15 protein-coding genes are annotated in these 14,407 nt (G+C 43.9%); 9 read left to right on the plus strand and 6 right to left on the minus strand.

Annotation, left to right across the window (positions count from 1 at the left end; all coding sequences use genetic code 11):
* Window positions 1-140 precede the first annotated feature (140 nt).
* From NLX67_RS13530 to NLX67_RS13550, 5 genes are all read left to right on the plus strand, one after another.
* On the plus strand, window positions 141-911 hold the full coding sequence (locus NLX67_RS13530; RefSeq protein WP_254312093.1) for an alpha/beta hydrolase: 771 nt from the start codon (window positions 141-143) through the stop codon (window positions 909-911).
* Between the two features lie 17 nt (window positions 912-928).
* On the plus strand, window positions 929-1,300 hold the full coding sequence (locus NLX67_RS13535; RefSeq protein WP_254312094.1) for a hypothetical protein: 372 nt from the start codon (window positions 929-931) through the stop codon (window positions 1,298-1,300).
* 127 nt (window positions 1,301-1,427) lie between these two features.
* Complete coding sequence (locus NLX67_RS13540) at window positions 1,428-2,420, plus strand: LacI family DNA-binding transcriptional regulator (protein WP_254312095.1); 993 nt, start codon at window positions 1,428-1,430, stop codon at window positions 2,418-2,420.
* 451 nt (window positions 2,421-2,871) lie between these two features.
* Window positions 2,872-3,717 (plus strand): HAD family hydrolase, encoded by an 846-nt coding sequence (locus NLX67_RS13545; protein WP_254312096.1) that lies wholly within the window; start codon window positions 2,872-2,874, stop codon window positions 3,715-3,717.
* Window positions 3,718-4,096: 379 nt separating this feature from the next.
* On the plus strand, window positions 4,097-4,519 hold the full coding sequence (locus tag NLX67_RS13550; protein WP_254312097.1) for a DUF1801 domain-containing protein: 423 nt from the start codon (window positions 4,097-4,099) through the stop codon (window positions 4,517-4,519).
* Window positions 4,520-4,841: 322 nt separating this feature from the next.
* Here the strand turns inward: NLX67_RS13550 and NLX67_RS13555 are convergent, their stop codons facing one another.
* The 4 genes from NLX67_RS13555 to NLX67_RS13570 are packed head-to-tail and all read right to left on the minus strand — an operon-like array spanning window position 4,842 to window position 9,412.
* Complete coding sequence (locus tag NLX67_RS13555; protein ID WP_046179525.1) at window positions 4,842-5,105, minus strand: heavy-metal-associated domain-containing protein; 264 nt, start codon at window positions 5,103-5,105, stop codon at window positions 4,842-4,844.
* Window positions 5,106-5,110: 5 nt separating this feature from the next.
* Window positions 5,111-5,620 (minus strand): helical membrane plugin domain-containing protein, encoded by a 510-nt coding sequence (locus NLX67_RS13560; protein ID WP_254312098.1) that lies wholly within the window; start codon window positions 5,618-5,620, stop codon window positions 5,111-5,113.
* Window positions 5,580-8,570 carry a formate dehydrogenase subunit alpha gene (gene fdhF / locus NLX67_RS13565; protein WP_254312099.1) on the minus strand — a complete coding sequence of 997 codons (2,991 nt, stop codon included), beginning with the start codon at window positions 8,568-8,570 and terminating at the stop codon, window positions 5,580-5,582. Before fdhF ends, NLX67_RS13560 begins: the two co-directional genes overlap by 41 nt.
* Window positions 8,571-8,602: 32 nt before the next feature.
* A complete protein-coding gene (locus NLX67_RS13570) occupies window positions 8,603-9,412 on the minus strand; it encodes a formate/nitrite transporter family protein (protein ID WP_046179522.1) in 810 nt (269 codons plus the stop codon).
* A gap of 95 nt (window positions 9,413-9,507) precedes the next feature.
* Here NLX67_RS13570 and NLX67_RS13575 point away from each other — a divergent pair, with 95 nt between their 5' ends.
* Window positions 9,508-9,726, plus strand: a complete 219-nt coding sequence (locus NLX67_RS13575) for a hypothetical protein (protein ID WP_046179521.1) — start codon at window positions 9,508-9,510, stop codon at window positions 9,724-9,726.
* A gap of 23 nt (window positions 9,727-9,749) precedes the next feature.
* The gene (locus NLX67_RS13580; protein WP_254312100.1) at window positions 9,750-10,076 is read left to right on the plus strand and encodes a hypothetical protein; all 327 of its coding nucleotides are present in this window, start codon (window positions 9,750-9,752) and stop codon (window positions 10,074-10,076) included.
* A 98-nt stretch (window positions 10,077-10,174) separates the two neighbouring features.
* On the opposite strand, the gene NLX67_RS13585 is transcribed toward NLX67_RS13580, so the two are convergent.
* Together NLX67_RS13585 and NLX67_RS13590 are read right to left on the minus strand one after the other, a co-directional pair.
* The gene (locus NLX67_RS13585; protein WP_046179520.1) at window positions 10,175-10,705 is read right to left on the minus strand and encodes a chromate transporter; all 531 of its coding nucleotides are present in this window, start codon (window positions 10,703-10,705) and stop codon (window positions 10,175-10,177) included.
* Window positions 10,702-11,271, minus strand: a complete 570-nt coding sequence (locus NLX67_RS13590) for a chromate transporter (protein WP_046179519.1) — start codon at window positions 11,269-11,271, stop codon at window positions 10,702-10,704. Before NLX67_RS13590 ends, NLX67_RS13585 begins: the two co-directional genes overlap by 4 nt.
* 236 nt (window positions 11,272-11,507) lie before the next feature.
* Here NLX67_RS13590 and NLX67_RS13595 point away from each other — a divergent pair, with 236 nt between their 5' ends.
* Both NLX67_RS13595 and ggt read left to right on the plus strand, forming a co-directional pair.
* Window positions 11,508-12,740: an MFS transporter gene (locus tag NLX67_RS13595; RefSeq protein ID WP_254312101.1), complete on the plus strand. Its 1,233-nt coding sequence runs from the start codon at window positions 11,508-11,510 to the stop codon at window positions 12,738-12,740.
* Window positions 12,737-14,317: a gamma-glutamyltransferase gene (gene ggt, locus NLX67_RS13600; protein ID WP_254312102.1), complete on the plus strand. Its 1,581-nt coding sequence runs from the start codon at window positions 12,737-12,739 to the stop codon at window positions 14,315-14,317. Before NLX67_RS13595 ends, ggt begins: the two co-directional genes overlap by 4 nt.
* Window positions 14,318-14,407: the final 90 nt, after the last annotated feature.

Consider the following 14,407-nt stretch of genomic DNA (forward strand, 5'->3'; position numbering starts at 1 on the left):
CCCACAAGCCGAAAGTTGCATTCCAATATGAAGAAAAAATTCTTTTTTCCGCAAATGAACGTATTTCTTCAGATGATGAATAGAGAATGATATAATAGAAATATTCTGAAATATTATGAGATAGTAAAAGGATGGAGAAAATGGCCCTTATTCAATGTCAATTTTATTCTGAGGTATTAAATTTAAGCACGTCCATGACTGTTATTCTTCCACAGCAAACCAACTCACAAATTGGAATGCAAAATAAAAAAGCTGGTGATAAGCATCAGACGCTCTATTTGCTTCATGGATTAAGTGATGATGATACGATTTGGACGCGCCGGACATCGATCGAACGGTATGTGGCGCCGCTAGGGCTCGCTGTCGTGATGCCGCAAATGCACCATAGCTTTTATGCCGATATGAAATACGGAAATCGGTATTGGACTTTTTTAACGGAAGAATTGCCGGCAGTAGCGCGGTCGTTTTTCCCGTTGTCTGATGCACGGGAAGATAATTTTGTGGCAGGGCTTTCAATGGGAGGATACGGTGCGTTCAAATGGGCGCTGTCCCGGCCGGAGCAATTTAGCGCGGCAGCGAGTTTGTCCGGCGCGGTTGATATTGTAAGCAGAGTAAGCGCAGGGGATCGCGAGCGCGTTTTCCAGCTTGTATTCGGCGATGAGGACATTTCCGGCACAGAGCATGATCTATTTAAATTAATAGAAAAATCCCAGCAAGCTGAACAAAAGCCGATGCTGTATCAATGCTGCGGTACAGAGGACTTTCTTTATGAAGATAACGTCCGTTTTAAGGAAGCAGGCGAAAAGACGGCATATGGATTAACGACTCAATTTGAAACAGGAGAGCACGAGTGGGGATATTGGGACCGAAAGATTCAAGATGTGCTCAACTGGCTGCCATTAAAAAAATAAATTCTTTGGGAGGCAATATGTCAACGATACGAATTATAACCGGAATTTGGAGAAAGCATGAAGAAACGAATGAAAAACCGAAAGAGCCGGCACTCAAAACCCGCTATTACCGAAAAAGCCGGGAATCGCTGATCAACGATATTAAAAAAGTAGTGCAGGACGGCAAGCTTGGCGGGTGGATTGTAGAGAATGAAGATGTGGCGCGCGGTGAGATCATGCTCACGAAAGGACCGTATGGAATGGTTGTGACCATTTATAAACTGACACCTATGCGCTCTGCGATTGACGTGTACTGCTCAAAAGACGGGATGCTCGGTGACTTCGGCAACAGCTACCGCTACATTCTCGAATTTTTTAAAGCGCTTCAGACGGAAGCGGAACCGGAATAATCATATGACAAAAACAGCCAGGAGCATATTCTGGCTGTTTTTTGATGCTGGTCTTGCGCTCAAATTTAATTAAGCGATACAATGTACGAAATCTGTTTATTATTTTAAAAGGAAAGGAGGAGAAGAGATGGCAACGATTATGGACGTGGCCAGATTATCAGGCTTATCGAAAACAACCGTGTCACGCGTCATTAACAATCAAGCGTACGTATCAGAAGAAAAACGGGCGCTTGTACTCAAAGCCATGAAAGAACTGGATTACCATCCGAATCCAGCTGCCAGAAGGCTGAGAGGACAGTCAACGGCAATCATTGGTGTCGTCGTTCCAAAAATGAAAATCCCTTTTTTTGCTTATTTAGTAGACGCCATTGAGCAGGCTGCTCACGCAGAAGGTTACAAGGTGATGATCTGCCAAAGTGATGGAGACCGAGCGAAAGAGCTGGCCTTTTTAAATCTGCTGAAAACCAAACAAGTAGATGGCGTCATTATGACGGCCATGGAAAACGAGTGGAAAACAGTCCAGTCGTTTACAAAGCATGGCCCGGTCGTGCTTTGTAATGAATACATGAATGAGCCGTCTGTGCCGGTTATTAAAATGAATCAATTCGAAGGGGCGTATTTGGGCGTAAAACATTTGCTTGAAAAAGGACACCGAAAAATTGGGTATTGTACAGGCGGGCTTTTTGCGGAAGAAGGAAAAGACAAGGACCGTAACCGAGGCTACCAAAAAGCGATGGCAGAGGCAGGACTGTCGATAAATCCAACGTGGATTTTTGTAGACCGGCATACGATCGAGGACGGGAAGCAGCTACTTAAGTATATACTGGAAATGGAGGATCGGCCGACGGCGGTCTTTACCGGAAGCGACGAGGTTGCGGCCGGTATGATTGCCCAAGCGGAACAACAAGGAGTAAATATTCCGGCGGACGTGGCGATTATGGGCTTTGATGACGAGCCGCTTGCCGCATTCCTCAGACCCACACTGACAACCGTTAGACAGCCAGTCGAGCAAATGGGGGAAAAAGCAACGGAGGTTATGATAAACAGGCTGCATGATGACCAGTCCGACATACAGCACTATGAATTACCGGTTGAAATTATTGTACGGCAATCTACTTAAATTGTGAGAAAGATATTCTCGCAATTTTTTTAAAATAAGTATGGTAACGATACCATATGGGTAATATCAAGGGCTGTTTATTTGATAATATTTTCTTACATTTTTTTGAAAAATAAACAAAAGTACTGAATATTATCTCTATGGTAACGATACCATAGAGATAAATGAAGGAAAATCTATATATTTTAATAACTGTTTATGCAGCTTTTATATCCGAGCAAAGTATATAGTGAGAATATGCAGAGTGAGGTGTGTATGGTCGGATTGTTGAGCGTGACGACCGGATTAGCCGCGAATTCGACCGTCAGCATCCGGAATCCGACCATGATCATGAATAATCCGGCCGTCTTGCTGAATGATAGGTTAGTCTTTTTTAAAATCAAAATAGTAGACATTAATATGGATAAAAAGTACATAATAAAGAAGGAATACATAACTTCGAGGTGATCTAATGACGCACAAAGCAATTGTCCTGGATTTGGACGGAACAACACTGACGGAATTTAATACGGTCAACGATACGCTGACAGGGTATGTAAAAGAACTCCGAGAGCGCGGAGTCTTTGTTTTCATTGCAACCGGCCGAACATTAAAAGAAGCAAGAGATGTACTGCCGTCAGACTTTCATGTTGATGGAACGGTAACGGCAAACGGGATGTCTGCTTTTTTAGGAGAAGATCAAATTTCCGGTCATGCACTTTCTTCTGATTTGGTGGAGAAGCTCGTGGTAAAAGCAGGCGAGTGGGGCATTTATTACGAAATTCACCCGAATGATGGAGGTCGGATTGCATTGAAAACCGATCGTCCATTTATGACGAAAGCCGCCACAGAACCAAAGCCGGAGACGGTGCATGAAAATGAATGGCTTTCGCGTCAGGAAGCCGTTCAGTCAAAAATTCACTGGACAGACGAGCTGCAAACAGAAAACGCGGCAAAAATTTATTTTTTCAGCCGCGATAAACAGGCGATGGAGCAATGGAAAGCGGAGTTGGAACAGGTAAAAGAACGCATTGCCTTCACGACTGCTTCTTCTACGCATCATAACGTGGAAGTAACGGTGGATGGGGTGTCAAAAGCGACTGGCATCACTCAATTGCTGGATCGTTTCAACTTGAAAAAAGAAGAGATCATGGCGGTTGGAGACGGGGAAAACGACCTGCCTTTATTTAAGCTCGTCGGTCACTGTGTCGCCATGAAAAACGCGACCGGCTTTGTGAAAGAGCAAGCCGATGAAGTAACCGAGTTTTCGTATAAAGAGGACGGATTGTATCATTTTTTAAAGAAGACTTTTGGCTGAAAATATATTGTTTAAATGCTTAATTCCGGTCTCCGCGTGAGGACCGGTTTTTTTAGTTTGAAGGAGTTACGGTATCTTGCTTTTTCATTCTTTCCCTGCTTTATCTTAAAGATTTCGGTGTATAGTAAACGAAGAGGGGAACGTTATGGGAACGAGAAAACGGACGATTCCTGTTGGATCGGTATACATTACGAAGAGCCGGTTAAACTTTTTTTGCTTGAACTGGAGTCGATGGATAGGATGAACTAAATTGGTCGATAAATTCAGCTGGAATATTGATCACAAAGACCAATTATCATAAAATGATCTTAAGTGATCAGGCCCATGCTCCTCAAGAGGACTGGGCTGTTTTTATTTTATAAAAAAGGAGCCTGCCACCATGTATGAGCTAAAGACAAAAGAAACGGATAACAGTGTCATTGAGTTTATTGAACAGGTTGAGAGCCCCAAGAAACGTGAGGATGCTTATAAGCTGCTGGATATTTTCACAGAAACAACAGGTTATGAGGCAAAGATGTGGGGTCCCAGTATTATTGGATTCGGTTCATATCATTATAAATATGAATCCGGCCATGAGGGCGATGCGCCACTGGTCGGCTTTTCGCCTCGGAAAGCAAAAATCAGTTTATATTTTGCGACGGGTGATGCAAAACGTGGGGAACTGTTAAAGAATTTCGGGAAACATACAACCGGAAAAGCTTGTGTGTATATTAATAAAGTGGAGGATATTGAGGTGGGTGTTTTAAAAGAGTTAATTCATCAATCTATATCATTTTTACAAGAAACATACCCGGATCATTAAGCATACAGTGATGTTTCTTCTTCAAAACGGTTGTTGTAAAATGCAAAGCTGCTATTTTACAATATAATAACCATGTAGATTGAAGGTGACGGTTTGAAACGAATTCATTACAGGTGGGTTGTTTAACATGTTCAATTCGTACACATGAGCGTTTTTTGTGCGGTGGCGAGTTTGTTTGTCCTGTTGATTAAAAAAGAAAAACGGCGCTCTTTAATCGAGCGCCGTTTTTCTTTCTTCTCTGCAATTTTCACATATATGCAAAATTTTCGAAGGATTTTCTTCATTGTCTAACTCTGTTGCTTCATTAATTGAGCCGCAGATTTCACATACTTTCATTAGATTCATTTCCTTCCTTCACATTTAATTTATCACGGTCATCCGAGTAGATAGGAAAACCTGAATCGATAATGGCTTGCTCAAAATCATGGAAAGAAGCCATTCGTTCATCATACGTAAACACGGCTTCCTTTTTTTCCAAATTGATTTCCGCCTGGTTGATTCCCCAAACAGCAAGAATGGCATTAAGTACGGCATCTGCATCTTTCATGCTGTGCATATCTTTAACAACGATGTTACTGGATTGCACGTTTTTCACCCTTTCTTGTCTTGTTCTTTATGTGGTGATTGCGCAAAAGCAGTGCCCATTCCTTCCATAAATGCAGCCATGGCAGCTATGGAGGCTTTCATTTCCGGGCTCCCTAGTTTTTTTCTCATTTTCCACAAGCTTTGGCTTTCTCCTTTTTGCCCAGCCTCGGACATTTTTTTAAGCCCGAGACCGATTCCTCCTATCAATTTCTCCGTATCGCCTGAGGGGAGAGAGCCAAGAAATTTAACGCCATTCATGCCATTTTTAATGACATTGTGCATCATCGGCTGATTCATTTGCTGAATGGCAATAGCGCCGACTTCTGTCCGATTATCGAGCATCCCTCTCAGCGCATCGTAAATCCCCATCTCATGCAGGCCCTTCATTAATTGAATGGATGCCATAACAGCTTCTTTATTCTCCGTCAATTCCTTCATAATCTCCGCGGAAGCTTGAGCCTGTTCCTCCTGTTGATTAGGAACTTCTTTTTTGATTTGCCTGATCGCCTGTGCCATGTTCATCCTCCTTAACCATTTCATGGATTGGTGTAAAGTCTGAGCGGTTCCATTTTTCTTCGACTTTTACACTGATCTGCGGGACCCTGTTGCCGAAACGGTGATTATGCTTTGGCAGCGGCGGCTCGCCTTTTTGCTCAAGCACTTCCATTTTTACACCCATTTCTTTGTAGGCCGGTGTATGGGTAATGTAGTCATGATAGCTGCTTGTTAGATAGTTGACCGCTTCGTTGTCCTCACGCGTATTCATTGGCAAATAAAGTTCCTTGCCTTTCACCCGGTCTGTGACAACGACTTTTACCTCCACATATCCGTAAGGTGACGTCAGACCGACCAAACTTCCGTCTTCTAGATTTCGTTCCTTCGCAAGCTCCAGTGAAACCTCCAGCCATACTTCTGGTACTTTATGTGTCAGACCCTCATTTCGATACGTCATGTTTCCTTCATGGAAGTGTTCAAGGATACGTCCATTGTTTAAGTGCAGGTCGTAGTCGTCACCTGCTTCAAACGGAGGTGTCCAATCAACCGGTACGAGTTTCGCTTTGCCATCCGGGAAAGCAAACTTTTCCGTATAAAGGAGCGGTGTATCTTTTCCATCAGCTGAAACAGGCCACACAAGAGATTTAAATCCTTCCAGACGCTCATAACTTACACCAGCAAACAGTGGGGCAAGACTAGCTGCTTCGTCCATGATTTCACTTGGATGCTTGTAATTCCAATTGGCACCAAACCGGTTTGCGATCAGCTGGAAAATTTCCCAATCAGGCTTTGAATCGCCCAGCGGCTCAAGAACTTTATAAAAACGCTGAATTCTCCGCTCTGTATTCACAAATGTTCCATCCTTTTCAAGGCTAGGGGCAGCCGGCAGCACGACGTCTGCATATTGCGCAGTTTTACTAAAGAAAATGTCCTGAACAACAAAGAACTCCAGGCCTTCAAAGGCGGATTGAACAAAGTGCGAGTTAGCATCGACAAGCGCCATTTCTTCTCCGAACAAATAAAGAGCCTTTAATTTGTCTTCATGCATGGCCTCAACCATATGGTGGTTATCATGCCCCGGCTCTGATGGGATGGTTGTTCCCCATGCTTTTTCGTACCGCTCACGGACTTTTGGATCTTGTACCGGTTCGTAGCCCGGAAACCAGGCCGGCATTGTGCCAAAATCACATGCACCTTGAACGTTATTATGCCCACGCAGCGGATAAGCTCCTGTACCCGTGCGTCCATAATTTCCTGTGATCAAGAGAAGATTGGAAATCGCTGTACTTGCATCGGTTGCACCTTGGTGCTGCGTGATCCCCATTGCCCACAGAGCACAAACCGAGTTTGCTTCATGGATCATCGTGGCAATCCGGATCAAAATCTCTTGTGGTAACCCCGTTTTTTCTTCGGCATACGCTAATGTGAATTTTTCTAAAGACTTTACGTATTCGTCCATACCATTCACTCTGTTTTGAAGAAACTCTTTGTCTTCCCATCCCATATCGAGGATGTATTTTGTTACAGCATTAATCCAGATAAGATCTGTGCTTGGTTTAGGATGAATAAATAAATCTGCCCGCTCTGCCAGTTCATTTCCTCTTAAATCGGCGACAATTAATTTTTGGCCATGAAGTTTATGCGCACGCTTGACGCGTGTAGCGAGGACTGGATGCGATTCAGCCGGGTTTGCCCCAATGACGATCACAAGCTCAGCCGACGATATGTCATGGATTGTTCCTGCGTCTCCTCCGAGTCCTACTGTTCTCATTAGCCCGGCTGTTGCCGGAGATTGGCAGTAGCGTGAACAGTTATCAATATTATTGGTTCCCATAATGCCGCGTGCAAACTTTTGAAAAAGATAATTTTCTTCATTAGAGCATTTGGACGAGGCGATATACCCGATGGAATCCGCTCCATATTTTTCTTTCACACCGCCCAGTTTTTCTGCAATAAGGTCAAGTGCTTCGTCCCAAGTGGCTTCAACAAACTCGTCGCCCTTACGAATCAAAGGTTTTGTTAATCTGTCTTCATTGTTTACGTAATCCCAGCCCCATTTGCCTTTCACACAAGTGGAAATGCCATTAGCAGGCGCTTCTTCCAGCGGCTGAATTTTCAAGATCTCTCTATTTTTTGTCCATACCTCAAAGCTGCAGCCAACACCGCAATACGTACACACTGTTTTCGTACGTTTAATGCGGGACTTTCTCATAGCTGCTTCGACTTCTGAAATGGCAAAAATCTCTTTATATCCGGGTTCTACTTCTTTTGTCATATCAATCATTGGCCCGAGAACCTTTGGTGGGATGGCGGTTAAGTAACCGGCCTCTCCAAGCATAGATTTTTCCATTAATGCATTACATGGACATACATTTACGCAATGGCCGCACGACACACAAGACGATTGGTCAATCGGCACATCATTATCCCAAATAACCCGGGGCACTTTTCGGCTCCAGTCAATCGTTAACGTTTCATTCACCTGCAGGTCCTGGCATGCTTCGACGCACCTGCCGCAGAGAATACATTGATCCGGTTCATATCGGTAGAAGGGATGAGAGTTATCAGGCGCATAAGGCTTTGCTTCAAACGGATATTTTTGATGGGCGAGTCCCATATGTTCGACCGTATTATGCACCGTACAGTTCCCATTATTGTTGTCACACACCGTACAATATAGCTCATGGTTTTTTAAAATGCGGGACATGCCCTCATACTGCGCTTCCTGCACAAGCTCGGATTCCGTATCGACGACCATGCCGGGTGCTGCTTTTGTCACACAGGACCTGACTAATTCGCCGCCTGCGTTTACATAACAGGTATCACATGTTTGAATACTGCCAAGGTCAGGCGTATAACAAAGACCGGGAATAAATAAGTCGCCCGCTCTGGCCACATCCAAAATCGTTTGCCCGGGCTTTGCACTATACGACTTTCCATTAATCTCAATTGAAAAACCAGCTTCATTCATCGTTTTTCCTCCGTTACGTTCTTTATAGAATATTAAGCTTTGTATGTTTCTTTTTCATTGGATAATGTCGGTGAATCAGCTTTTAAATAAGCCATCCAATAAATGGAGGCAACGAATATAGATCCACCGACCGCATTTCCTAAAAAAACAGGGATAAAGTTTTGAATATAATCTGTCCAGTCAGCATGTCCCGCAAAAATCGCCGCCGGAATGATAAACATATTAGCAACGACGTGCTGAAAGCCAATGGCGACAAACCCCATAATCGGAAACCAGATGGCCAAAATTTTCCCGCCTATATCCTCTGCGCCGTAGGACTGCCATACAGCAAGACCTACAAGCCAGTTACAGCCAATGGCGGAGAAAAAGCACTGCCAAAAACTTTCTTCTAATTTCGCTTCTGCCACTGAAACGGTTTTCTCCAAAAAGGGTCCGGTTTCTGTTAAACCTACAATATGCCCAAAAACGTACGCCACGAAAACGGCACCAATAAAATTGCTGATCGTAATCCAGAACCAATTGAAAAGCAATTTTTGGACGGTCACTTTTTTGCTTAGGCACGCGATTGTGACGGCCACCATATTGCCCGTTAACAGTTCAGCGCCTGCGATAAGGATTAAAACAAGGCCAAGTGGAAAAACCGCTGCACCTAAGAATGACCCAAATGACCCCCAGTCCTCTGGTAAATTACCGGTTACCCTAATGGTTAGAAGGAAGCCGATTGATATAAAGGCGCCTCCCAAAAAACCCAGCAGGAGCATGCTTTGAAATGGGAGCTCTGCTTTTGTTTTACCTGCTTCTACTGCTATATTTGCAATTTTCTTTGGGGGCTGATATCCCATTGGAAAACCCTCCTAATCTTTTCAAGCAATATTGTTTACGTTTTTGGGGAAAATTATTAACGTTTTTACTTTTATTTAAGAAAGAAGGAGTTCCAATGGATAAAGAAATACTGTTTCAACGCGCCCAGACCATGATTATTTCATCAACAAAAAAACCAAAACATATGGTTATCTCCACAGTGAAAATGGCGGATTTATTTGGCGCTTCGTTAAAAGAAATTGACCAAGGATTGAATGAACTTGTGAAGGAAGGGCGCTTAAAGCAAACAAAGATGAAAGAGCCGCCTTATCATGAAGTGTATTTTTTGTCTTAACTAAAAAGAGATGGGAGAAGGAAGTGAAGGATAGCGTACGGTCTTCGATTGTTTCCCGCAGGAGTCTTCGCTGCAAGCCCGCCGCTGCCGTTTCTATAAGAGCATCGCATGAAAAGCCGGTTCACCACACGGACATGCTCCGCTGGCGGCAGCGGCGAAACGGGACCGTTACGATGCCCACTGTTTTTCGGAAAAGCCAGCCGAAAAACGGCACGAACATTCGCTGCTCTTCCGAAAAACGGGGTGAAGCAAAAAGAATGCAGACTTCTGCGGAAAGCGAAGTCCTGGTTGCTTCATCTATCGGCCCTTTCAAAAAAAGACTGACGACTTTGTCGACAGCCGGAGCTTAAAGGGGAACCCTTTAAGCTTTTATCTTCAAGCGGATTAACAAAAAACAAGCGTGAATAAAGTTCCACAGAAAATGAGGAATTTATTCACGCTTAGTCGATCAGGAAAGGAGAACAGCCCCGTAAATAAGAGAAGACAAGACGACGAGACCGGGATGGACTTTTCTTTTTTCCATCAGCCAGTAGCTTCCGGCCGCCAAAATAACAATGTGAACCACACTGATTTGAACATAAGAATCGAAAAATGCCTGGAACGCCATAACACCGAGCAGCACAGCGATCGTCGGTTTTACGTAAGCGGTCATCCGCTTGACACGCGGGGACGTCCGGTTTTTATATAAAATGCCCATAAGCGTGATCATTAAAAGAAGAGACGGTGTAACCGTTGCAAGCACAGCAAGAAACGCACCGAGCCAGCCTCCTTCCTGAAAACCAATGTAGCCGCCCATTTTCGTCGCAATCGGGCCGGGCAGCGCATTCCCCATCGCAAATGCTTCATTGAATTCCTGCACCGTCATCCATCCATAATGGTCCACCACTTCCTTTTGAATAAGCGGAATTGTCGCCGGACCGCCACCGTAGCCGAGCATGTTTGTCATGAAAAACACCCAGAAAATATGTAAATAAATCATGAGGACCGTCCTTTCTTTTTATTCGTCGTTTCTTTTTTGACCGGTTTGAAGAAAGCAAATAAGAGAAGAGACGCAATAATAATAGCAGGGTGAACGTGAAGAAATTCAATAAGAAAAAGGGCGGCGATCACATGAAGCGCCACGGTAGCCCATCTTAACCCTTTGACTGAGCTTTGCAGGAAATCTTTTGTTAAAACCGCCAGCATCACTCCGACCACCGGTAGAACACCCCTCGTCATTCCCTGTACCCAAGCCAGGTCTTTAAACGTCTTTAAGGTTGTTAAAAGAACAATCATTAAAATAATTGTTGGCAAAATGGTGGCCAAAATTGCGTTGATCGTGCCTGGAATACCGCCAATCCGATACCCGATGTAACCAGCCATTTTTGTGTTAATAGGACCGGGCAGCGTGTTGCCAATCGCTAAAATGTCTCCGAATTCTTCATTGTCCATCCACTTAAACCGCTCGACCACTTCTTTTTGAACGAGCGGAATCGTTGTCGGGCCGCCGCCATAGCCCAGCATGCTGCTGCGAAAAAATGCAATGAAAATGTCTCGCTGCTTCATAAAATCATCCTTTCTCTAATAAATGGTTTAACCAAAACAGAATGAAAATAAGAACGCATTCAGTATTTTCGTGCTAATTGTATGTTTAATCATATATTAACATTCGAATAGTAATAAAAAAAGATAAAAAGATTACGTTTCGAAAAAATATATGTAAGATTATCTGTCAGAAAAGAATATTTATTCGAATTTTTTATTTATGATGTCCCTATCAACTACGAGAAGGAGCTCATCATATGAAAAACACACATCCTGCTTTTGTTATTTTTCTCTTTTTCCTTGGCTGGGTCTTTATGTACGCGGATCGGAATATTCTCTCGCCTGTCATGGGGAGCATCGGGGAAGAATGGAGTCTTGATAAATCTCAGCTTGGGTTAATGTCAACGGTATTCTTTGCGGCTTATGCAGCGATGCAGATTCCGACAGGCTTTTTAGCTGATAAGTTCGGTCGTGTCAAAGTGCTCGTTATCGGTTATTTAGTATTTGGCCTAGCGACTTATTTAAGCGGCACGGCGACAACATTTCTTGTGTTTTTAATGATGCGTGCGCTGACAGGGCTCGGGGAAGGTACATATTACGGCTCTCAATACGGGATTTCGTCTACAATTACCCCTCAAAAGTATCGCGGTCTCGTTTCTGCACTCATTAATAGCGGGATGGCATTCGGTATTTCACTAGGGTTTATGGCGTCGAGTTATTTTACCTATACGTTAAATAAAGGGTGGCAGTATCCTTTTTATGTGTTTGCGATTCCCACCATTATTGTTGCTATTTTAATCGCTGTCTTTGTTCGAGATGATACGCACAAGAAGAAAGCAGCTGCAAAGGCAGCCGGAAAAACAGAAAAGCTTGATATGAAAAAATTGTTTACGAAAAATCATATCCTTGTGTATGTGCTGATTTTCTGCTCGCTTTATGGATTTTTCGGTATGCTGACATGGCTTCCTTATTACTTGCAGACGGTTAGAGGAGTGGAAGCTTCACAAACAGGTATCATTGCATCGCTTGTACCATGGGCTTCAATCCCGGGAGCTATTTTATTCGGCTTTTTATCTGATAAAATAAAAAACAGAAAGCCATTGATCATTTCACTGGCAATAGCAGGAGCAATATGTCAGTTTGCTATTCCTTATACGGAAAATTATTCGCTTTTGCTTGTTGGTTTAGCTCTATACGGACTTCTTGGAAAATTGGCACTTGATCCTGTCTTAATTTCTTACCTGGCAGATATTACACCGCCTTCCATGTATTCAAAAGTGTATGGCTTTTTTAACTTCAGCGGTATGCTGTCTTCTATCTTTGCGCCATACATTACGGGCTTTTTCGCGGATGCGACTGGAAAATTGGAATTTGGCTTTTATTTATCGGGTACACTGCTGATTTTTGGAGCGATTCTATTCATGTTCACAGATAATAAAGGCTATGTTGAAGAAACAGAAGATTATTTAGAGGGGGAGAAAGTGATATGAACAAAGCAGTTGTTGGCACAAAAACGATGGTCGTGAGTCCTCATTATTTAGCATCAAAGGCGGGTAATGCGATTCTTGAAAAAGGAGGAAATGCCTTTGATGCGGCTGTAGCGGTCAGTGCCTGCCTGGCGGTTGTGTATCCGCATATGACAGGTCTTGGCGGTGATTCATTCTGGCTTGCATATAGCGCGGAAAATAATGAAGTCAACTCCTATAATGGCAGCGGCCGCACAGGCGCCGGTGTTACAAGAGATCAATATGAAGGATACAAGTCCATCCCATTTCGCGGCATTCAAAGTGTGATTACCGTTCCAGGAATGGTAGACAGCTGGGATGCCGTATTGAAAAAGTATGGAAAAATGTCTCTGGCAGACGTTCTTGCACCTGCAATTGAATATGCATCCGGTGGATTTCCGCTCTCAGAAGATCATCATGTGAACACGGCAAAAAATGTGGATATGTTAAAACAAGATAAAGATACGGCCGCTGTTTTTCTGCCGGAAAACCGCGTACCGGAGATAAATGAGCGATTTATCCAGTTACACTTAGCGAAAACACTTCAGCAGCTTGTCGAAAAAGGACGGGATGACTTTTACAAAGGAGAAATGGCCGGAAAAATAGTTTCCTCTCTACAGGAAAAAGGCGGATTGCTGACGCTTGAAGACTTTTCCGCTCATAAAGGCAGCTGGGAGGAGCCTTTAGAGACAACCTACCGCGGCTACACGATGCATCAAGTCCCGCCCAATTCACAAGGGTTCGTTGGCTTGATGGCTCTTAATATTTTGGAATATTTCGATTTGGCAGATATTCCGCATGGCTCGTATGAATATTACCATTTGCTTGTTGAAGCGTTAAAAAGAAGTTTTCAAGACCGTAATGCGTTTCTGACAGATCCTGATTTTCATGATATTCCGCTCCAAAAATTGTTGAGCAAGTCCTACGCAAAAGAAATGGCAAAAGAAATCCGCCTAAATCAGGCAAGTGACACAGTGACGCAGCCGGTTGGCAGCGATACGGCGCACGCGGCGGTCGTGGATGAGGAAGGAAATGCGGTATCATTTATTCAAAGTCTTTATTTTGAATTTGGCTCAGGGATAGTGGCGGGTGACACGGGCATTACGATGCAAAACAGGGGATCATTTTTTTCATTAGATCCTGATCATGTGAACTGTCTGGAGCCAAAAAAGAGATCATTCCATACGCTGATGCCGGCGATGGCGATGAAGAGTGGTAAACCGGCGATTTTATACGGAACGCAGGGAGGCGAGGGGCAGCCTCAGACCCAAACCGCCATTATTACAAGAATGATTGATTATGGAATGAACCCGCAGCAGGCGATCAGTGAACCTCGTTTTGTTTGGGGAAGAACGTGGGGAGAGGACACGCAGGAGCTGAAGATTGAAAGCAGAGTGCAGGAACAAATAACAGAGAAGCTTTCAGCTGCAGGCCATATTGTGAATCGCGTAGAAGAAATAGACAAAATCATGGGCCACGCCAATGCGATTGTGCGTGATGAACAAGGATTTCTGCATGGAGGTGTTGATCCGCGCGGGGACGGGGCGGCAATCGGCCGCTAATAATGGGCGATATATTTTCTTTTAGGGCGGTATGTGCTGCGCCTGGGGCGGTAAAACATTTTTCCGCCCCAGGCAGTACAAATACCGCTC

This window comes from Domibacillus sp. A3M-37 (genome assembly GCF_024213455.1).
GTDB lineage: Bacteria > Bacillota > Bacilli > Bacillales > Domibacillaceae > Domibacillus > Domibacillus tundrae.

Bases quoted from the DNA above. Each gene is read 5' to 3' on its own strand.
- NLX67_RS13530 (WP_254312093.1), top strand. From the start codon at position 141: ATGGCCCTTATTCAATGTCAATTTTATTCTGAGGTATTAAATTTAAGC.
- NLX67_RS13535 (WP_254312094.1), top strand. From the start codon at position 929: ATGTCAACGATACGAATTATAACCGGAATTTGGAGAAAGCATGAAGAA.
- NLX67_RS13540 (WP_254312095.1), top strand. From the start codon at position 1,428: ATGGCAACGATTATGGACGTGGCCAGATTATCAGGCTTATCGAAAACA.
- NLX67_RS13545 (WP_254312096.1), top strand. From the start codon at position 2,872: ATGACGCACAAAGCAATTGTCCTGGATTTGGACGGAACAACACTGACG.
- NLX67_RS13550 (WP_254312097.1), top strand. From the start codon at position 4,097: ATGTATGAGCTAAAGACAAAAGAAACGGATAACAGTGTCATTGAGTTT.
- NLX67_RS13560 (WP_254312098.1), bottom strand. From the start codon at position 5,620: ATGGCACAGGCGATCAGGCAAATCAAAAAAGAAGTTCCTAATCAACAG.
- fdhF (WP_254312099.1), bottom strand. From the start codon at position 8,570: ATGAATGAAGCTGGTTTTTCAATTGAGATTAATGGAAAGTCGTATAGT.
- NLX67_RS13570 (WP_046179522.1), bottom strand. From the start codon at position 9,412: ATGGGATATCAGCCCCCAAAGAAAATTGCAAATATAGCAGTAGAAGCA.
- NLX67_RS13575 (WP_046179521.1), top strand. From the start codon at position 9,508: ATGGATAAAGAAATACTGTTTCAACGCGCCCAGACCATGATTATTTCA.
- NLX67_RS13585 (WP_046179520.1), bottom strand. From the start codon at position 10,705: ATGATTTATTTACATATTTTCTGGGTGTTTTTCATGACAAACATGCTC.
- NLX67_RS13590 (WP_046179519.1), bottom strand. From the start codon at position 11,271: ATGAAGCAGCGAGACATTTTCATTGCATTTTTTCGCAGCAGCATGCTG.
- NLX67_RS13595 (WP_254312101.1), top strand. From the start codon at position 11,508: ATGAAAAACACACATCCTGCTTTTGTTATTTTTCTCTTTTTCCTTGGC.
- ggt (WP_254312102.1), top strand. From the start codon at position 12,737: ATGAACAAAGCAGTTGTTGGCACAAAAACGATGGTCGTGAGTCCTCAT.